We start from the raw sequence: 20636 nt of genomic DNA, 5'->3' as shown, positions 1-20636 counted from the left end.
TACTTTGTCGTCAAAACTTGACTCAAGACGCAGCATGTACTATTGATACTTGTGATCTTCTTCTGCAGCATTTTGTTTAAAAAATTCTTCAAATTTCTAGGTTACGCTGGATGTCTATGTCTATTGAATGCTCTTTAGAATTAAGCGATATCATTATCATTTTCTTGATCTAAAAGGCTTTCTAGTTCCTCTAAAAAATATGCTTTTTCGATAATTGAAAGCTCATGCTCAAAGATGTGCTGAACTGCCTTTTCTTCTAAGATAGGGCCACGCAACGCTTCAACAGCCTGCCTGTTTTTTTGATAATATTCCATCACTTCTTTTGCTTGATTAGGAAATTGTCTTATTTGCTGTAAAACAGCTTTCCTAATGTCATCTTGAGTAATTTTTAAATCCTTGATGCGCGCATATTCAGCTAGTAATAAACCAATACGGACACGACGTAGTGCCAATTTTTGATAATATTCTTCAAATTTAGCATCTTCAGTGTTAGTAATAGCATCTTCAGTAATATTATAAGCAGATTTTGTTTTTAAAAATTGATATTCTCTATCTACAAGAGATGTTGGGGCAGCAAAATCCAGAATATGCTCCAGTTTATTGAACAAACGCATTTTTAATATAGTATGTATTTGTTCTTTCATACTTGCTTTAAAGTCATTCGCAATTTTATCACGTAACTTTTCTACAGTATCGCAGCTGAATTTTTTAGCAAAATCGTCATTAATTTCAGGAATAGCAGCAGTATGGATGACAATAACTTTTACATCAAACATAGCAGGTTTTGCCGCTAATCCTGCCGCATGATAATCTTCTGGAAATGTTACATTTACCGTAACTTGATCTCCGGTTTTACTACCAATTAATTGATCCTCAAACCCACTAATAAAAGCTTTGCTGCCCAGAACTAGTTTATGGTTTTCAAGTTTACCACCATCAAATGCCACGCCATCAATATATCCAATTGCTGAGAGAGTAACTTGGTCACCAACAGTGGCTGGCTTATCGGTTTCTTGTGCATATACCTTAGCAGATTGCACTAATTCACTAAGCTGTTGATCGATATCTTGATCTTTGACTTCTAAAGTAGGCCTTTCAATTGATATTTCTTTAAAATTTGGTAACACAATTTCAGGCATTAACTCGAATTTTACCGTAAATTCAAGATTTTTGTCTTCTTCAGTGATACTATCGTCAATAGTGGGATCAGTAGCAAGGTTAAGCTTATCTTTTGCAATAAGATCATGAACAGTCTGGTTAATTTGGTGGCGAATAACATCACTTCTAACGGAAGCACCATATTTCTGCTTAATGATATTTTGAGGAATTTTCCCAGCACGAAACCCTGGCATTTTTGCTTTTTTGGCTAAATCAGCAAACTCTTTATTAATCTCATCAGTAATCGTTGTTGATGGAATAATAATTCTAACATGAAAGTCTAGAGCATCTTTTTTTAATTCTGTAACTTGCATCAAAAATTACCTACTAACTAAATGAAGTTAAATTTGAGAGTGTTCAATAAACCTACGCGTCAAGTTTGGATAAGTTGACAATTGATCATTTGAGCTGAGCCGCTCCTCTACGTCTTTGCGAGACCATTTATAGTCGAAGCAATCAGTTAACCACTGTTTTACTGGATTGCTTCAGGCAAAGCCCTCAAAGCTTGACGATTTGATACAATTTATTGAATACTCTCTTAAATTTCGTCTATCCAACTCAAGAAGTCCAATGACATGATGGTATTTGGAAAGAAGAATATTTTTAAATCTATATTGTTTGGTGCGGGTGGAGGGACTTGAACCCCCACGCCTTGCAGCGTTAGAACCTAAATCTAGTGCGTCTACCAGTTTCGCCACACCCGCAATATATTATACTCGGTGAAAATCTGCGGATTGCGGTGTCGTCAGCTAGAGATTTGCGGTGCTCACGTACCCAAATGTACGCTTGCGCTCCGAAAGCTCTATGACTCCTAGCACTCCTTGATTTTGACCTTCGTCTATATCAAACTCTTTAACTTTATATATATCTATATCAATAAATATATATCATTTTCTTATCTTTTTGTTTCAAAAAATCAAGAATAATAACCTTAGTACAGATTTACCCAACAAATTTTTCTAACGCTCTATAATACACGCTATATAATCTTTGTAAATCACTAATTGTTGTATATTCATCAATTTTGTGGGCTGTTTCTGATAATAACCCAAACTCTACAACCTGGCAGTAATTTTTAATAAATCTGGCATCTGACGTTCCTCCACTTGTCGAAAATTTCGGGATAATACCAGTAATTTGCGGTATGATCTTAGCAAATTCGCTAATAAGGTGGTTTGGCTCCTGGATAAACACGTTCGCAGATATTGAAGGAACAAGCTCATATTTCAACGTATGTTGTTCAACAATTCTTTTGATCAAGGTAACAATTGATTCTGCTCCATGAAGGTCGTTAAATCTAATGTTAAATTTGGCTGAAGCAGTTCCTGGTATGATATTTGTAGTATTATTACCTACATCAATTGAAGTAACTTCTAAATTGGAAGCTAAAAATTGTTTGCTGCCATAATCTAGTTGTAAGCTGGATAAATTATGCATTATTTTAACTAGACAATGAATAGGATTTTCAGCTAATTCCGGATAAGCCACATGACCTTGAATACCATAAACTGTTAGAGTAAAATTGATACTACCACGCCTACCAATTTTAATAATATCACCTATCTCGCGCTCACAAGTTGGTTCGCCAAGAATTGCGAGATCTATTTTATGGTTTATGCTGGTAAGATATGGCAGCATTTTACTAGTGCCATATTTTGCGGGTCCCTCTTCATCGCTGGTTAGTAAAAAACTAACCGAACCATTTAGCTTAGGTTTTAGCTTTATAAACTCAATGGTTGCAGCAAGAGAACAGGCTAAGGCACCTTTCATGTCTACGACACCACGGCCATAAATTTTATCTTCTACCTTTGTTGCTTTAAATGGATTGTGACTCCATGAATCAAGATTACCTGTTGGTACAACATCAACATGTCCGGCAAAACAAATATTAGGTTTACTGACACCGTATACGGCATAGAGGTTTGTGACCTGATAATCAGGTTCTCCAAATATTTTAGTGATTACAGAAAATCCATGTTGGGTCAACAATTTTTCGATATATTCTATTGAGCCATCACTTAGTGGAGTAATGGATTGACAGTTAACCAATTCTGTAAGATGTTTTAATGTATCATTAAGCATAAAAATTTAAATTATATTATAGTTTGTAGTTTAAGCCAAGGAGAGATGAACGTAAATTTTTTATTTGGTATACTTAAATATAGTAATAATAAATCATTTTAGTATATTACTATTTTTGAGCGCTGTGAAGAAATTTTTATCCAATTAGCTTCACCATAATTTTTATAGATATTTATAACGAAGATTCTAATGTTACAAGAAATAGTTTTTGCTAAAATGCACGGTTTAGGCAATGATTTTGTTATTATTGATGCTAAACTTCTGCCTGAGCAGTATGACTTAAAGCTATTAGCTTTAACAGTTGCTGATCGTCACCTGGGCTTAGGTTGTGACCAGTTTATTATCTATAATTCATGTCAAGATTATTACGAGATGCAAATCTATAATCAGGATGGATCTCAGGCATTAGCTTGTGGAAATGCTGTACGATGCCTGGCGAAGTTACTATATATTAACTCAAACAAAAAAAAAATTGATATTAGAATTGCCGGAAGAAAAATAACTGCCCAAGCACTTGCTTTTGACCAGATTATGGTAAATATGGGAGCAGTAAGTTTTAATGAGCAATGGATGCCTACTCGTGAGGAGATATGGCGTGTTGCCGAACGATATATGTTTGATCCCAAAGAAATGATTTGTGCTGATATTGGTAATCCACATTTAGTGATTTTTAGTCATTTAAATAGTCAAGATCAGGAGGTAGTTGGTAAAATGTTGCAAGAACATGAATTATTTCCTGATGGAGTGAATGTAGATTTTGCTTATATTAACGATAATAAGATTTATTTGTCGGTTTGGGAAAGAGGAGCTGGCTTCACTCTTGCTTGTGGCAGTGGTGCTTGTGTAAGTTTTGCTGCGTCAGTAAAATTAGGATTTATGGATAATGCAGCTGAAGTGGTTTTTAAGCATGGTAGTCTGAGCATGTCTAGAGAGGAGACAAATATTATTATGACTGGTTCAGCCACTTTAGTTGCGATTGGTAAATATTATCATGAGGTTAGTAATTAAAACTTGCATCCTTTATTAGTAGCAACTCGTTCAATTGCACTTAGCGTAGGGTTATTACGATCTCTTCTCCAATCACGAGATAATTTAGCTGTATTATTATGGTTCTGCTTTGGGTGTTTTTGCATGTCCTGAAAGTTTAAACGTTCGTTAGACTGTGTTTGTTCGCTAAGATATGCTTGTTGCAATTGATCACAGGAATATGAATAATAATCAACCGTACTACAACCGCTGCAAATTAATGAACATAGTAATAACGATAGACGAAATGTGATCATAGAAAGCTTATTTTATATGGTTTTATGACTAGTCCTACTTAAATTTTCTGATTAGCAAAACTTACATGGGTGGCTAGTGGTACCCTAAGTGGCACCATTTATTATATATATTTTATATATATTACATACAAAATATCATATATATACTTAAAGTATATAATCAACAGATTTTTTTAGACAATTTAATTATGACCCAAGATAGATTAACTGAAGTAGTGACATTCGGCTGTCGATTAAATATTTTCGAGAGTGAAGTGATTAAGAAAAACTTGCAGTTGGCAAATCTTGATAATGTAATGGTATTTAATACTTGTACTGTCACCAAAGAAGCGGAAAAGCAGGCTCGTCAAGCTATTCGTAAGGCAAAAAAGAATAATCCTGAAGTTAGAATAATAGTAACAGGTTGTGCGGTGCAAAATAACCCGCAAGCATTTGCTAATATGGTAGAAGTAGATAAAGTAATTGGTAATCAGGAAAAATTGTCACACATATATTATCAGTTCAATGATGATAGAGTAGTTGTTGATGATATTATGCAAATCAAGGAGACTGCCAATCATCTGATAAGCCACTTTGATGGTAAGGCCAGGGCTTTTTTACAAATACAGAATGGCTGCAATCATCGTTGTACATTCTGTATTATTCCGTTTGCCAGAGGCAATAGTCGTTCTGTTCCTATCGGGGTAATTGTAGAACAAATTCGGCATTTAGTTGAGTTGGGCTATAATGAAGTAGTGTTTACTGGAGTTGATATTACTGCTTATGGCGCTGATTTACCAGGTTGTCCTACCTTAGCGCAGATGATTAAACGGGTGTTTAATCTTGTGCCGGAGCTACCTAGACTACGATTATCATCGATTGATGTTGCCGAGATTGATGACGAATTATTTGAAATTATGGCGCATTTTTTAAGATTAATGCCGCATTTTCATATTAGCTTGCAGGCAGGAGATGATATGATCTTGAAACGGATGAAACGTAGGCATGATCGTCAGCAAGTAATTGAATTTTGTCATAAGTTACGTGCGGTGCGTAGTAATGTATCGTTTGGTGCTGACATTATTGCCGGATTTCCTACTGAAACTGACGAAATGTTTGAAAATACCAGAAAGTTGATAATTGATGCCGATTTACAATATTTACATATTTTTCCTTATTCTGTACGTGATGGAACTCCGGCGGCAAAAATGCCTCAGATACCAGTAGATATTATAAAAACCAGAGCTGCAATCTTACGAGACTCAGGGGAACAACAGTTGCACAAATTTTTTCAAAAGCACTTGCATCAACATGTAGAGCTATTATGTGAAAATAAACAGATGGCACATACTGAAAATTTTATTCCGGTGAAGTTAGATGGAAATTATGGATCTGGAATGATTATTGCAGCTCAATTAACAGATTTTAATGAAACCCATATGATGGCCAAGGTTGCTAGACCTCTTTCAAAACTCAGCGAAGTGAGTAAATTTGAAGGAGGCGAGGATGCGCAAAACCGGAGCGTACTCTGATTTTGCTTCAGATTTGAGTACCGGCTCAAAGTACAAATTGGCTACAGAAGTAGAGTTTTGAAAGAGGTCTAATGAATAAGTTTCAGCATTTTGCAATATATGGTGGTGGTAGCTGGGGTACAGCTTTAGCTTGTGCTGTGTCTAAAGTAACTAAGCAAGTAGATTTATACTTACGTGATCCAGAAGTTATTAAAGAAATATTACAACATCGCACTAATAGTAAATATTTTGGGACAGTAAAATTAGCTGATAATATTTTACCTTCTAATCAAGTGTCGGTTCTAAAAGATCAAGAAGTAATAATAATAGCAGTACCATCTACTGCTATTATTCAGACTATCAATGCTTTAAGGGACATAGAAATATCAGCAGATACCGTATTATTAATTGCAACAAAAGGTGTTGTTGGTGAGCCGGTACAACTATTGTCTGAAAAAATAAAATCTTTATTACCCAATAGAATAGCTTTTATTGCTGGCCCTAATTTTGCCTCTGAAGTCGTGCAAGATTTATTGACTTCAATAACAATTGCTTGCGAAGATATTAAATTAGCAGAAAAAATTGCAGCAAGCGTAGAATCAAAGAATTTGGTTACTAGTATTACGGCGGATATTATTACTGTGCAGATTGCGGGAGCTATAAAAAATATTATTGCTATTAAAAGCGGTATTTTTGACGCAATGGGTTATAAGAGAAACGCAAAAGCTTGGTTGATTACCCAAGGTCTGCAAGAAATTGCGGTGTTATCGCAAGCACTTGGCGGCAAAGCTGAAACATTACTACAACCTGGTGTATTAGGTGATCTTGTACTTACTTGCTACTCTAAGACTTCACGTAATACTAAGTTTGGATATGAACTGTACCATCAATCAGGACATGATATAAATGGATTCTTAAAAAACTATCCATATTTGGTTGAAGGGGCTGAATCAGTAAAATTAATTACTAAATTGGCAAATAAATGTGGTGTAGATTTACCGGTAATTACTTCTGTAGCTCAAGCACTAAAATTATCTGAATAAAGAGTTAGTTATTACCAAATAATCAGACCATTAGCTAATAAAGTCAAAATCTTTTCCAGCTTTAATATAAGACCTAATTCTGCTCATTAAATCTTGAAAATAAAACAGATTATGCCAGGTCATCAACATCGCTCCCAATATTTCATTTACTTTGACTAAATGATGTAAGTAAGCTCTTGTATAATTCTGGCAGGTTGGACATAAGCAATCATGCTCCAGAGGAGTATCATCTTCTGCATGTATACTATTACGTATGTTTATGGTACCGCCTTTGGTAAACGCTTGACCGTTACGACCTGAGCGAGTTGGTATAACGCAATCAAACATATCAACACCACGTTTTACTGCTCCAATAATATCCGCAGGTTTTCCAACTCCCATTAAATATCGTGGCTTATTAGCTGGTAGTAAATCCGGAGCATAGTTCAGTATCTCAAACATTAGATCTTGACCTTCTCCTACTGCAAGTCCACCAATAGCGTATCCTTCAAAATCTAGTTGTTGTAAATCACTAGCTGATTTTTCTCGTAAATCTTGGTAAATACTACCTTGTACAATCCCGAACTGCGCATATCCTGATTTAGCTATGAATGCATTTCGAGAGCGCTCGGCCCATCTTGAAGTTAGTTCCATTGATAATTGTGCTTGGTCAAAACTAACTGGGTAAGGGGTACATTCATCGAAAGCCATACTTATGGTGCTATCTAATAAAAGTTGAATTTCAGTAGCTCGTTCTGGAGTTAGTAGATGTTTACTACCATCAATATGTGAATTAAATGTTACTCCTTCTTCAGAAATTTTACGCAAATTTGATAAAGACATTACTTGAAAACCACCAGAGTCTGTTAGAATAGGATGTGGCCAATTCATAAATTTGTGTAAACCGCCAAGCTTGGCTATACGCTCTGCACCAGGCCTTAACATCAGGTGGTAGGTATTACCAAGTATAATATCTGCACCAGTGCTTTTTACAGATTCGGGTAACATTGCTTTTACCGTACCTCTAGTACCCACTGGCATAAAGGCTGGGGTTCGAATCTCTCCGTGAGCGGTATTTATTAACCCTAGTCTCGCTTTTTTATGTTGATTTAATAGTTGAAAAGTAAATTTGGTTTTTTCCATATTATTTTGTTTGTACCAGTACCAGGTCTTTTTGAATTAATGAGCGAAAATCATCATTCATATCATGCCAATATCGTTTTATGTCAACTTTTATCGATAAATTAGATTCTTCTAGCTCTTCTTTCAGCTCAAATATTGCTGCTCTATCATCTACATCTTCGATGATACATAAATCAAGATCAGAAAATTTTCTGTGAGTACCTTTTACTCTAGAGCCATAAGCATAAAATGTATAAGGATATTTTTGTAAAATAGATTTCAAGATCATTAAATCTTCTGGATCAAGATAGATCATTTTTGTTTCCTAGCTCTTTCAAATTGAATGCTAGTTCCTCCAAAGCTTTAGAAAAATCATCAAAAATTGCGATTACTGCCTCTACATTATCTTTATTATAAGTATGTACAGTAATATTTCTTATCTCAATAAATTCAAACCAGATTCTTGGATCAGAAATTAAACCGGCAACTGCTGCTTCACGAAATATTGCTTTTTTATAATAAAGGCTTTTATCAGGATTTTCCAATATACGCTTCATGATTTTCCAAGCGAGTTCATAACAGAATTCAAAAGCCTGAATTGCTCCGGCTTTGTCCCGATCTGTAACCATATTTTTTCTAAAATCTTCAAATACTTTCCGAGCGTTAAGGAAATTCTCGATATCAACACCATTAACCAAGTAACTCATATTTTGCCTATTAATAAGATTTATTTAAATATAATAAACTTGCATCACCATAACTAAAAAAGCGCATTTTTTCATTAATTGCATATTGATAACTCGCGCGTATTTTATCATAACCGGCAAAGGCTGATACTAACATTAATAAAGTAGATTTTGGTAAATGAAAATTACTAATCAGCAAATCTACGATTTGAAACTGAAATCCTGGAGTAATAAATATGTCCGTTTCACCATAGCCATGAATTAAACCATTTTTTGCGCTGCTTTCCAAAGTACGTACAGTAGTAGTACCAACGGCAATAATACGTCTTTTTTCTGCCTTTGCGTCATTTATTATTTGAGCAGTTATAGGATCGATATGATAATATTCAGCATGCATTTTATGATCAAGGATATTTTCGGTTTTGACTGGTAAGAACGTTCCAGCCCCCACATGCAGGGTTACGAAAGCAGTTTCTATGGATTTGTCTTTAATTTGTGCCAGCAGTTCATCGGTAAAATGCAAACCTGCAGTAGGCGCTGCTACTGATCCTGGAACATGATGATATATAGTTTGATATCTATGTTCATCACTAATATCGACAGCTTCCCTTTTGATATATTGTGGTAATGGTAGATGTCCATACTGCTCTAGAAACTCAAAAACCGAAATGTTATTTAGGATAAATTGTATTTCAACTTCACCCATTGCCAGTTTCTTGCTGATGACCACTTTGTGGTCATCAAATTTAAACTCATCTCCTTCACATAGTTTGCGTGCTGGTCTTACAAAACCATGCCAACAATTGTCAGCAATAGGTTTATTAAGGTTGCATATGATTTTCTTATCCTGTTTAAATAAAATTAATTTAGCTTTAATAACCTTACTATTGTTAAATACTATTACATCTCCTGGCAATAAATAATTTATTAAATTATAAAATTCAGTTTTTATAAAATCTTTATTATCAGGAGGAATAACTAAAAGTTGTGAATGATCTCGTTTGCTTGTAGGGTATTGTGCTATGATGTTTGCTGGTAGGTGGAAATCAAAATCTGATAATTTCATTTGAATAAAAAGTAGAGTGTTCAATAACCATATGCTTCAAGTTGAGGAGAGGAGACGATATGAACCGTTATTGCGAGCCGCTATCTACGTCATTGCGAAACGAAGTCGAAGCAATCCAGGAAATAAAACGTTTAACTGGATTGCCTCGTCTCTTTGACGCATATGGTTCACTGAACACTCTCAGTTTTACAAGCATTATTGCTTTATCGACTGCATCTCCCAAGCAAGACGACACTTTTAACGCTGTGATAATGATACATACTCTCTTTTGACATGACCAGTATATAATTGTCTTGGTCTGCTAATACGTTGATTTGGATCTTCCTGCATCTCTTTCCACTGAGCCATCCAGCCTGCAGTACGAGCCACTGCAAATAATACGGTAAACATTTGAGGAGGAATATTCATTGCCTGATAAATAATACCTGAGTAAAAATCAACATTTGGGTATAATTTGCGTTCAATAAAATATTCATCGCTAAGCGCAATTTTTTCTAATTCAATCGCTATTTGCATCAATGGGTTATTTTGCAATTGTCCAAGTTCTCCTAATACTTCTCGACAAGTTTCTCTTAATACGGCTGCTCTTGGGTCATAATTTTTATATACACGATGGCCAAAGCCCATCAACCTAAATGAATCATTCTTATCTTTTGCGCGTTTAATAAACTCAGGAATTCGCTCTAAAGAACGAATTTCCAGCAACATATTAATTACTGCTTCATTAGCCCCACCATGCGCCGGTCCCCATAATGAAGCGATTCCAGCGCTAATGCATGCAAAAGGATTGGCTTCTGATGAGCCAGCCAAACGAACAGTAGAGGTTGAGGCGTTTTGTTCGTGATCCGCGTGTAAAATAAATATTTTTTCCAGCGCTTTGCTCAAAACTGGATTTACTTTATATTCTTCACAAGGAGTCGCAAACATCATATGCAGAAAATTCTCGGCAAAACTCATATTATTATTGGGATAGATAAATGGTTGGCCAATAGAATATTTGTAAGCCATTGCAGCAATGGTCGGCATTTTGGCAATCATTCTGATTGCTCCCATTTCACGCTCTTCTTTATCATCCACATCCAGTACGTCATGATAGAATGCAGATAATGAACCAACAGCAGCAAGCGTTATCGCCATTGGATGGGCTGAGTGACGAAATGCCCTAAATAAATTACGCAATTGCTCATTAACTAATGAATGATGTAATAGTTGGTTGGAAAAATTTTTATATTGCGACTGGTTTGGTAACTCGCCGTTTAATAGTAAGTAAGACACTTCTAAAAAATTACTATTCTCAGCAAGATCCTTGATTTCATAACCTCTATGTCTCAGTATTCCAAGATCTCCATCAATATAGGTTATCGTAGAATCACAGGATGCGGTTGACATAAAGCCTGGATCATATGTAAAATAACCAGTTTTAGCATATAATTGACTGACATCAATTACATTCTGTCCAATGGTCGCTTGTTTTATCGGTAATTGTACGATTTTATCACCTATCTTTAATTCGGCGGATTCCGGTACTTTTGTATCTGTCATGGTGCGCTCCTTGTTAACCTAAGTTCTCAAATTTAAATTCTAACCATGTTTAGTATATATATGCAAAAGAAATAACGTTATTTGATATTAGACTTCCTCACAAACTCAATTTCTGATGGTAATTTTGTTGTTGAAACGCAAGCTCCGGCTCCTCACATATTTCTATAATACTGCTTGCCGCCCCCACCTGTATATCTCCTAAAAATTCCTCATCATAAATAGGTTTGTGAGAGAAGTCTATTTTCTGCAATGAATTGTTGTATCTTAATTAGATCGTACCAAGTAGTTTTTTTCTGCATCGGTTGTCTAAGTAAATAAGCCGGATGAAAAATAGCGGTAGTAGCAATTGGTTTTTGTAAATACTGATTAGTATATGAGTAATATTCCTGTCTAATTTTGCTAATTCCAGCATGCTTACCAAGCAAGCTGGTAGCAGCTGTACTACCCACTAATACTATCAGTTTGGGATTGATTAGTGCTATATGTTTCTCAACAAAAGGCTTGCAGATACTGATTTCTTCTGGTGTTGGCTCACGATTTGCCGGAGGACGCCAGAAAATAGTATTAGTGATATAGGCATTTACAGCTCTGGAAATTCCTATACAAGCCAGCATATTATCTAGTAATTTGCCACTTTCACCACAAAACGGTATGCCTTTCTGATCTTCAGTGGCGCCTGGCGCTTCACCGATAAACATTATTTGGGAGTTTGGATTGCCGTCAGCAAATACAGTGTTAGTTGCAAAGCCTTTTAATGTACAACCTTCAAAATTAAGTACTGATTGCTTTAATTCTTCTAGAGTAGTTACTGAATTAGCTATATGCCGCGCAGCTTGTTCTGCGTTTCTGGGAGTGCTCTCTGTCGTTTTTGCATGTTGTAACAAAGATTCAGGAACAACGTCATTGCGAGGGCTCGTTAAAGACCGTGATAATCCAGTGTTAATACGAGCGTTTGTAGTTGCTACCTGGATCGCTGCACTCTCTTTGGTTGTTGGCGATGATGGTTGTAAAGCCGTCATGTTATCGTTATCAAGGTTTTTTGTGCTGGAATTACTATGAGTAACAATAGTTTCAGAACAATAATAATCAATGCCAATAGATTTTAGCCAATATAGATGTTGTATTTTTTGTTCAAGCGTTCTAGACATTAATCAATTAAATCAGGATCAGAATTATTTTTATTATAAGCACGAAGAGCGCGGTATTCTTCCACGGTTAATGCGCTATCTAGTGACGGTAGATAATCTGTAAATAATTTACCATTTAAATGATCAATTTCATGCTGTATCACGCGCGCTAAAAACCCGTTGGCTGTACCAACTATAGCTAGACCATTGAGATCATAAGCAGAATATGAAATAGATTTATAGCGTTTTACAAATCCAATAATATTTGGTACTGAAAAACATCCTTCATAATCTTCATGCATCTCATCATCTAGTGGAGTATACTCAGGGTTAATCCAGACAGTTTTCGGCATGGAGTCTGTTAAATCCGGACGACGTAATTTTAGCTCCGGATCATCAGGCACTGCAAATATAATAATTCGTTTAGCAATACCTATTTGTGGAGCCGCAAGACCAACGCAGTTCTGCTCATGATCAAATTTTTGTATCAGTACAGACAAGTGTTCAAGATCACTTTGAGACAAAGGAAATGAAACCTGTTCAGCAACTGTCCTAAGCACAACAGGAGCGATATTTGATTTTGGATCTGCTACTATATATTCCGGTAAATAAGATAGGTTCAAATTATTTTCGGTCATAAACTTATTCAGAAATATTATGTTGCTGTTTGTTATTGCTACTCAAAAAACTACGCAATTTTTTAGATCTGGTTGGATGTCTTAATTTACGCAAAGCTTTAGCTTCAATTTGTCTTATACGTTCTCTGGTAACATTAAATTGCTGACCAACTTCTTCTAATGTATGGTCACTATTCATGCCGATGCCAAAACGCATTCTAAGGACACGCTCTTCGCGTGGGGTAAGGCTTGATAATATTCTGGTGGTAATTTCACGCAAATTTGACTGAATTGCTGCATCAATTGGCAGTACTGCGTTTTTATCTTCAATAAAATCACCAAGATAACTACCATCTTCATCTCCAACTGGATTTTCTAGACTTACCGGCTCTTTGGCGATCTTCATTACCTTACGTACTTTTTCTACAGGAATTGAAAGACGAGCGGCAATTTCCGGCGGTGTAGGTTCATGACCAAGTTCATTTAACATTTGTCTTGAGGTACGAATAATTTTATTAATGGTTTCGATCATATGAACAGGAATACGGATCGTTCTTGCCTGGTCAGCTATGGATCTGGTAATCGCTTGTCTGATCCACCAGGTAGCATAGGTAGAGAATTTATATCCACGACGATATTCAAATTTATCTACGGCTTTCATTAAACCAATATTGCCTTCCTGGATCAAGTCTAAAAATTGTAACCCGCGATTGGCATATTTTTTGGCAATTGAAATCACCAAACGTAAATTAGCCTCGACCATTTCTTTTTTAGCTCTTTCTGCTTGTCTTTCTCCTTTCTGAATCGTATTCACTAGATGTTTGAATTCAGTAATAGGCAAGCCAATTTTTTGTGCCATATCTGTTAAAACAGTAATCATATTGTCAATGATTACTGTTTCTTTAATTATAAATTCTGCCCATAATTTATCCTTGTTGTTTTGTATTTTTTGCTTGAGCAGCTCATCAATAGAGGAACCTTTATATTCATTCAAGAAGCTTTGACGATTAATGCCATATTTTTCTGCAAGTTTCAACAGCGCAGATTCTTGGCTAATTAATTCTCTGTTAACACTATACATTTCATTTAAAATTTCATCGGTACGTTTAATATGAAAACGCATTTCAGAAATTTCATGAATAATCAACTCCAGATTTTTGGCATATTTTTTATTGCTATGGAGTGGCTTCTGCTGATTAGCACTGGCATAATATTTTTTACCGTCCAATAATAATTCTTCTGCAAGATGCGCTATCCGCTCCATACGATCGGTGATGATCGGTAACAATTGTAGTTCCAGGGCAGCAATTGATAAATTATTGCTATCTTCTTCCAATTCTTCTGTTTCTTCCGATTCAATATCAAGTACTGTCGTACTGCTTGCCTTTAACTCACTGTCAGTCTCATTTTCATGCGCTGCATTTGCTTCCAGATCAATTAGATCTCTTAGCATTAATTTTTCATTCACTAAATCTTCATACCATTTAATGAAAAACCTCATCGAAACTGGACTTTCGCAAAGAGATTTAATCATAATTTCTTTGCCTTCTTCGATCTTTTTAGCTATTTCCACTTCGTTTTCACGGGATAATAACTCAACTCCACCCATATCCCTCAAGTATAAGCGTACCGGATCATCAGTAACGCCTAAAACTTCTTCTTCTTGCTCTTCTTCCAACTCTTGTTCAATAGGAGTACTGCTAGAAAATCTTAACTCTTCATCAATATTAATATCAAGCTTGATATCGTCATCATCATCCTCAATAATATCAATGCCAGCATCAGAGAATTTTGAAATAGCTTTTTCCAGGTCATCTATTGACAAATTAGTATTTGCAATAGGTTTATTTAACTCATCATAATTAGCCAGGTTTTTATTTTTTTTATTTGAATTATCTGGTGTTTTTGTTTCAGTCATGTTTTATGGCCTTTACATCTTGTATACAACTATATTTTCTAACGATTAGAAAAAGAAGAATTTAATTGTTGGAGTTCTTGGGAAGTTCGTAAAATCTCTGCTTGGTATAGTGATGCTTTTTTTAAAGCATCATCGGAGCCACTTTGTAATACGGAAATATATTCTGTTTTTAGCAATAATAATTGGTGTTTTTTACACAATAGTTCCCATAATAGGAGATAATTTACTTCTTTAGTTTTGTCTTCGAATTCTAGCAAATTTGAAAAAATACCATTTGACTTTGATAGTAGAAGATAAGTGTCATAGAATCCAGTATTTTTTACAATTTGTTCAATATTTTCCTGTAGCAGATTGGTAGTAACAGATGATGTTGTGAGTAACCATTCTACAAAATCTTTTAATTTTAGAATGTTAAATTCTAAATGTAGCAAAGAATTTCTAGAGATTTCATGCTGCAAGATAGCTGGAAATCTCAGTAATATTGCGCAAAGTGCATGCTCTAATATTTCTGTTTCTGAGTAATTGTGAGCTTGGTTTAACAATGATAAATTCTGCTGTTGGTTTTTGGTTTGACGATAGTCTTTAAGTGGATTTTTTTGGCGCTTAATTAAATTGGACCATAGCTGATCTTTAAAAAATCTATGGTAATTACTGCTTAAACTACGATCTTTAATTTGTTGTGAATAATGTTCGAGTTTTGCTTCTAAACTAGCTCGTGCTTCGGCGGTAGTAAAATTTTGACCGCTATATTCTATATCCCATATCACTTCTGATAAATTGCGTCTAGCATCCAGAAGTTCCTGAAAAAATAAATTGCCCTGATGGCGACCAATAATATTATCTGGATCAGTACCTTCGGGCAATTGGATAAATGATATTTTTTTGTCGGTAGTTATAGAAGGTAAAATCATATTGATCAATCTTAGTGTTGCTTGGCGACCAGCATTATCCCCATCCAGACAGACTACTATCTCATCACTCATATTCCATAATTTATGGATATGTGTTGCAGTAACAGCTGTGCCCAGCGTTGCAACTACCTCTTGAAATCCAGCAATATTTAAGGCTATCACATCGAGATACCCTTCGACTAGGATTACATAATTTTTTTTGTTAGCTACTGGGAGTGCGGTATTTTCTCCGTAAAGCACCTCACTTTTCTTGAAGACAATAGTTTCAGGAGAGTTTAAGTATTTAGGCATACTATCATCAATAACTCGTCCGCCAAAACCAATTACTCTATTATAAATATTCTTGATTGGAAAAATAATACGATTACGGAAAACATCATAAATATTACCATTATCTTTTTTAACTATTAATCCAGCACTCTCAAGCATCATTAATGGAATCGATTTACTAGCAAAGAATTTTTGTAGCTCGCGACCGGTAGGTGCAAATCCTAAATTAAACTGTTGAATTGCGCTTGTAGTTATCTTGCGCGTTGTTAGATAATTTATCACCTCATTATTAAGATTTGCTTTAAAAAAATTGGTTGCTAGTTCAAGTACATCTATTATTTGTTCTGATTCTTCATATAATTTTGCTTGCTCTGGATTTAATTTTGGTAAGTCGATGCCGTAATCCTTGGCGAGCTTGATGGCCGACTCTTTATAGGATAGGCCACTAATATTACTAACAAACTTAATTACGTCTCCGTGAGCATTGCAACCAAAGCAATGATAAAATCTTTTTGCATTATTAATCGTAAATGATGGTGATTTCTCTGTGTGAAAAGGACAAAGTCCTGTATATTCACCTGATCTTTTTTGTAAAGATACAACTGTACTGACGATATCCGATAAATTAATCCGGTTTCGTAATAGATCGTAAAATTCTATTGGGATGTTCATAAATTATATGATCAAAAGCAAGATGCTAGTAGATAAAGAATATACTAAAGGAATTAATAAATTGTCATTGATATTAATTTTTTTAGCATAATATTCGCTCAAAGTAGCGCAGATACAGCTAATTATTATTATAAAAAAATTAGTGTCATAGCCAATAAAAACATAGCACACTATACTAATTAGTATAGCAGAGCTCAAGAAAGCTATCGACCCTTCTTTCGATTTACCAGTTTCGTTTACAGTGCCAATCTTGATACCCACCAATGCCGCCAATGAATCAGAGATTATTAGAATTAACCAAGAAGTAATCGCCAATGGTTTGACAAATAATAAGGCGGTAATAAAAAATCCAGCAATCATGAAGCTGGCGCCGCTTAATTTAAAAGTGCCGTGTGCTTCGCTAGCTCTGATAAATTTACCAAAAAATCTATCAACAAAATTTCGGATATCTAAACGATGATGTCTATTAAAATCAATATATATTGTTGGAACTAAAAATATGAACAAAAATATTACCATATATATTTTTGGCATAAATAAATAAATCAACGGAAATATTATACTATAGCTATGAAATATTTTACGTTGTGATTCAAAGTGAAAGTTTGCTGTGGTCATCATGAGTAAATAAAAAAATAAATACAATGTTATATGGGCTTTTATTCAAATCCAAACTTGGTTTATTGTCTTGTAATGAGCGAAAATAACGAAAAAATCGACCATTACATAGAAAATGTTTACAGAGCATAATTGTAAATTTGACAAAATGCCTTGCTATACAGTATACTTTAATGCTTAACGTAAACAAGAAATTATTATGGTAAAGTTTCCGATTACCAAAAAAGGCTTTGAAAAATTAGAGCAAGAAATCAAATACCTTAAGCATACTGAGCGTCATAAAATTATTGCAGAAATAGCTGTTGCGCGAGAATTCGGTGATTTATCTGAAAATGCGGAATATCATGCTGCACGAGAAAAGCAAAGCTTTGTTGAAGGGCGTATTATAGATCTTGAAGATAAGATTGCGAGAGCAGAGATCATTGATATTACCAAGCTTTCAGGTGACACGATCAAATTTGGAGCTACCATACAATTGATAGATGATGAAACTGAAGAGAAAGTATTATACCATATTGTTGGTGAATATGAGGCGGATATCACCAAAAAAATGATTTCCATCGCTTCACCTATAGCGAGAGCACTTATTGGTAAGGCAGTTGGGGATATAGTTGAGGTTACAACTCCTAAAGGCGCTAAATCATATGAGGTAGTAGCTGTGCAATACCGGGATCTAGAGATTTAGTGATTAAAGTGTAATGAGATTCTAAAATAAAAAATATATATCTGGATATATCTTGAAAATAGCTAAAATATAATTAATAATTAATTTGATAATATTTGTTTATTGTTAAGTTAATTTGTTAGGTATATTATGAAATATGGTCAGAAGCAGTGGTCTTTTTGGGGATGGTTGGCTAGCAGCATTGATGTGTGCTGTGATTGTGACGGTCGTAAAAGTGAGTGGGAAAGTTACAAGCAAGAAATTAGCAGATCAGAGATGAATTTAGGCGATCAAAATGCGACTCTGTGGTATTCATCAACATCAGCTTCAGCGCCAGTACTAGCCAAACTAGAGCAAGAGGTTGTTAATGTTGCAAATATGAGAAAAGCTGCTAGTTTTAATCCTGATGATCCCCAGACTTATACTACTACTGATACTGAGATTGTAGGTGCTTCAGCTATAAGCACTGATGATATAAGCAATGATAATAGTTAATTTGAGTTCTGCGCTCAACTCTTGAAAAATTGCTGTATGATAATTATTTATAATATAAAATTATATAATATAAATTGCGGTATGAATGAGGTTTAAAAAATGGCAAACAAGAAAAATGTATCATTAATATCTAATGACACTGGTTTTTATAAATATCTACAAGAGATCAATAATATACCGTCTTTGACGATGGAGGAAGAATTCTTGCTGGCCAAAGCTTACTTGGAAGAGCATGATCTTAGGGCTGCGCAAAAATTGGTAACTAGTCATTTAAAATTAGTAGCTAAAATTGCAATTAATTACCGAAACTATGGTTTACCAATCACTGAGCTTGTTTCTGAAGGTAATCTTGGGTTAATGCAGGCTATAAAAAAATATAACCCGGATTTAGGTTTTAGATTATCGACCTATGCTATGTGGTGGATTAAGGCTTCTATCCAGGAATATATTTTAAAGTCATGGTCATTAGTTAAAATCGGTACTACTGCTGCGCAGAAAAAACTGTTTTTTTCTTTAAACAAAGTTAAAAATAAAATTACCAATATGTATTCGCGTATGGTAACCGAGCAGGATTTCCCGCAAATTGCACGAGAGTTAGGAGTAAGTACTAATGAAGTTGCAGAAATGAATATCCGTTTATCTGGTGGAGACATTTCTTTAAATAGCTATATAAATAGTGAAGATTCTACAACTGAATTACTGGAATTTTTACCAGAAACTAGGCCTACACAGGAAGTATCTTTAATTAACCAAGAAGAATTACGACGTAAGCGCAAAGTATTAACTCAAGCTATGGCCATTCTGAATGAACGCGAGCTGCAGATATTGACTGAGCGTAAGTTACAAGATTCTCCAACAACTCTTGATGATTTAAGTATAAAATACAAAATCTCAAAAGAGCGGGTCAGACAAATCGAAAATAAAGCTTTTGAAAAAATACAGAATTTTGTTTTAAATCAGGTTGCTTGTTAGTTTAAACGCTATATTAAATGTGGCTTATTGAATATTATTAACTTTTATGATTTCTAATAGTACGGTGAATTTACATGTCAATAGATAAGTACAGACAGGCATTAGACTTCTTCCGAAACTCAGAAATGGCTGAGGAATTTTTATTTGATACGCAGTCGAGGATCGCAGCGTACATAGAAGCACGTGAGGATCGAAGACAAGTTTCAACGACAAAATCACCAGCCAGAATGAGTTTCAGAAGAAGTCTATTGACAAGTGTGATATTATTGTGTCTATCTGGATGCGCTATAGAAACTACCACTACTTACAACAAAAGTTTAACTAGTGGTTATTCAACCTCAGAGCCTATATATTTAAGCTTTCATGACAATAAGAATGCTTCTTTCTATTTTTTATTAAAACATAAAGCTCCATCTAGTGAGTATTTATTGTATGTACGTTGGAATAGTCCAGATCATGAAATAATATTTAATGGGACTAAATCAACAATAAGATTTTTACTCGATCAATCTAATATAATAACGTTACAACCGATAAAACCACCTAAAATAATGGCTTATAATATTGAGAATAAAGGTCATATTGAGGAGGCGGTATTTAATTTAACTGCAGATCAACTACAGCTTTTAGCTTCAGCTAAAAAAGTTGAAGTAGAACTAACTGGAAGATATATAACAGTATTAGGAACTTTTAATAGAATGCATACGTCTAAGGCGTTCAAAAATTTTATGAATAAAGCTGGTTAGGTATCAAATTGTTGGCGGAATTATCCTATACAGAAAAGCATTCATCTCACATTGTCAGTTCATTATAGCTGCTGTGTTCCAAGGAGTATTCGAGGTGATAGCGTTTTAAGAGGGAGGAAACTGTCTCATTTAGTTTAGTGTGAGTGTGTAAGTTTAACGTGAGCGTTGTTCACGG

The 20636-nt window shown here is 34.8% G+C and carries 20 protein-coding genes and 1 tRNA gene; 7 read left to right on the top strand and 14 right to left on the bottom strand.

Annotated features, from left to right (window positions below; genetic code table 11):
- Positions 1 to 140: 140 nt before the first annotated feature.
- The 3 genes from tig to dapE form a co-directional block, all read right to left on the bottom strand.
- A complete protein-coding gene (tig, locus tag R2I74_RS00265; RefSeq protein WP_316353056.1) occupies positions 141 to 1472 on the bottom strand; it encodes a trigger factor in 1332 nt (443 codons plus the stop codon).
- A 305-nt stretch (positions 1473 to 1777) separates the two neighbouring features.
- Positions 1778 to 1862 (bottom strand) — tRNA-Leu (locus tag R2I74_RS00260).
- 238 nt (positions 1863 to 2100) lie between these two features.
- On the bottom strand, positions 2101 to 3240 hold the full coding sequence (gene dapE / locus R2I74_RS00255; protein ID WP_316353053.1) for a succinyl-diaminopimelate desuccinylase: 1140 nt from the start codon (positions 3238 to 3240) through the stop codon (positions 2101 to 2103).
- Between the two features lie 189 nt (positions 3241 to 3429).
- On the opposite strand from dapE, the gene dapF reads away from it, so the two are divergent.
- Positions 3430 to 4248, top strand: a complete 819-nt coding sequence (dapF, locus tag R2I74_RS00250) for a diaminopimelate epimerase (RefSeq protein ID WP_316353052.1) — start codon at positions 3430 to 3432, stop codon at positions 4246 to 4248.
- On the opposite strand, the gene R2I74_RS00245 is transcribed toward dapF, so the two are convergent.
- The gene (locus tag R2I74_RS00245) at positions 4245 to 4523 is read right to left on the bottom strand and encodes a hypothetical protein (RefSeq protein WP_316353050.1); all 279 of its coding nucleotides are present in this window, start codon (positions 4521 to 4523) and stop codon (positions 4245 to 4247) included. The genes dapF and R2I74_RS00245 overlap by 4 nt on opposite strands.
- A 188-nt stretch (positions 4524 to 4711) precedes the next feature.
- On the opposite strand from R2I74_RS00245, the gene mtaB reads away from it, so the two are divergent.
- Together mtaB and R2I74_RS00235 are read left to right on the top strand one after the other, a co-directional pair.
- Positions 4712 to 6034: a tRNA (N(6)-L-threonylcarbamoyladenosine(37)-C(2))-methylthiotransferase MtaB gene (gene mtaB, locus R2I74_RS00240; protein ID WP_316353049.1), complete on the top strand. Its 1323-nt coding sequence runs from the start codon at positions 4712 to 4714 to the stop codon at positions 6032 to 6034.
- Between the two features lie 71 nt (positions 6035 to 6105).
- Complete coding sequence (locus R2I74_RS00235; protein WP_316353048.1) at positions 6106 to 7056, top strand: NAD(P)H-dependent glycerol-3-phosphate dehydrogenase; 951 nt, start codon at positions 6106 to 6108, stop codon at positions 7054 to 7056.
- A gap of 30 nt (positions 7057 to 7086) precedes the next feature.
- On the opposite strand, the gene tgt is transcribed toward R2I74_RS00235, so the two are convergent.
- From tgt to R2I74_RS00185, 10 genes are all read right to left on the bottom strand, one after another.
- A complete protein-coding gene (tgt, locus tag R2I74_RS00230; protein WP_316353046.1) occupies positions 7087 to 8178 on the bottom strand; it encodes a tRNA guanosine(34) transglycosylase Tgt in 1092 nt (363 codons plus the stop codon).
- A gap of 1 nt (position 8179) precedes the next feature.
- Positions 8180 to 8473, bottom strand: a complete 294-nt coding sequence (locus R2I74_RS00225) for a nucleotidyltransferase family protein (RefSeq protein ID WP_316353045.1) — start codon at positions 8471 to 8473, stop codon at positions 8180 to 8182.
- Entirely contained in the window at positions 8460 to 8864 is a 405-nt protein-coding gene (locus R2I74_RS00220) for an HI0074 family nucleotidyltransferase substrate-binding subunit (RefSeq protein WP_316353044.1), read from the bottom strand. Before R2I74_RS00220 ends, R2I74_RS00225 begins: the two co-directional genes overlap by 14 nt.
- Positions 8865 to 8874: 10 nt before the next feature.
- Positions 8875 to 9909, bottom strand: coding sequence for a tRNA preQ1(34) S-adenosylmethionine ribosyltransferase-isomerase QueA (gene queA, locus R2I74_RS00215; RefSeq protein ID WP_316353042.1), 1035 nt, complete (start codon positions 9907 to 9909; stop codon positions 8875 to 8877).
- Positions 9910 to 10146: 237 nt separating this feature from the next.
- A complete protein-coding gene (locus R2I74_RS00210) occupies positions 10147 to 11451 on the bottom strand; it encodes a citrate synthase (RefSeq protein WP_316353040.1) in 1305 nt (434 codons plus the stop codon).
- 212 nt (positions 11452 to 11663) lie between these two features.
- Positions 11664 to 12599: a uracil-DNA glycosylase family protein gene (locus R2I74_RS00205; RefSeq protein ID WP_316353039.1), complete on the bottom strand. Its 936-nt coding sequence runs from the start codon at positions 12597 to 12599 to the stop codon at positions 11664 to 11666.
- Positions 12599 to 13216: a peptide deformylase gene (locus tag R2I74_RS00200; RefSeq protein ID WP_316353038.1), complete on the bottom strand. Its 618-nt coding sequence runs from the start codon at positions 13214 to 13216 to the stop codon at positions 12599 to 12601. The genes R2I74_RS00205 and R2I74_RS00200 overlap by 1 nt, the downstream gene beginning before the upstream one ends.
- Before the next feature lie 4 nt (positions 13217 to 13220).
- On the bottom strand, positions 13221 to 15113 hold the full coding sequence (gene rpoD, locus R2I74_RS00195; RefSeq protein ID WP_316353037.1) for an RNA polymerase sigma factor RpoD: 1893 nt from the start codon (positions 15111 to 15113) through the stop codon (positions 13221 to 13223).
- Between the two features lie 38 nt (positions 15114 to 15151).
- Positions 15152 to 16966: a DNA primase gene (gene dnaG / locus R2I74_RS00190; RefSeq protein WP_316353035.1), complete on the bottom strand. Its 1815-nt coding sequence runs from the start codon at positions 16964 to 16966 to the stop codon at positions 15152 to 15154.
- A gap of 3 nt (positions 16967 to 16969) precedes the next feature.
- Entirely contained in the window at positions 16970 to 17584 is a 615-nt protein-coding gene (locus tag R2I74_RS00185) for an SEC59/DGK1/VTE5 family protein (RefSeq protein ID WP_316353033.1), read from the bottom strand.
- Between the two features lie 196 nt (positions 17585 to 17780).
- Between R2I74_RS00185 and greA the strand changes: the two genes are divergently transcribed.
- The 4 genes from greA (at position 17781) to R2I74_RS00165 (ending at position 20461) form a co-directional block, all read left to right on the top strand.
- Positions 17781 to 18269: a transcription elongation factor GreA gene (greA, locus tag R2I74_RS00180; RefSeq protein ID WP_316355224.1), complete on the top strand. Its 489-nt coding sequence runs from the start codon at positions 17781 to 17783 to the stop codon at positions 18267 to 18269.
- A 129-nt stretch (positions 18270 to 18398) separates the two neighbouring features.
- Positions 18399 to 18743: a hypothetical protein gene (locus R2I74_RS00175; protein WP_316353031.1), complete on the top strand. Its 345-nt coding sequence runs from the start codon at positions 18399 to 18401 to the stop codon at positions 18741 to 18743.
- Between the two features lie 99 nt (positions 18744 to 18842).
- A complete protein-coding gene (rpoH, locus tag R2I74_RS00170) occupies positions 18843 to 19715 on the top strand; it encodes an RNA polymerase sigma factor RpoH (protein WP_316353029.1) in 873 nt (290 codons plus the stop codon).
- A 248-nt stretch (positions 19716 to 19963) separates the two neighbouring features.
- Entirely contained in the window at positions 19964 to 20461 is a 498-nt protein-coding gene (locus R2I74_RS00165; RefSeq protein ID WP_316353025.1) for a hypothetical protein, read from the top strand.
- Positions 20462 to 20636 lie beyond the last annotated feature (175 nt).

The sequence above is a fragment of the Candidatus Trichorickettsia mobilis genome, assembly GCF_963422225.1.
Taxonomy (GTDB): domain Bacteria; phylum Pseudomonadota; class Alphaproteobacteria; order Rickettsiales; family Rickettsiaceae; genus Trichorickettsia; species Trichorickettsia mobilis_B.
Note: the sequence above shows the minus strand (reverse complement) of the source record. Positions and strands in the feature narration are given on the sequence as shown.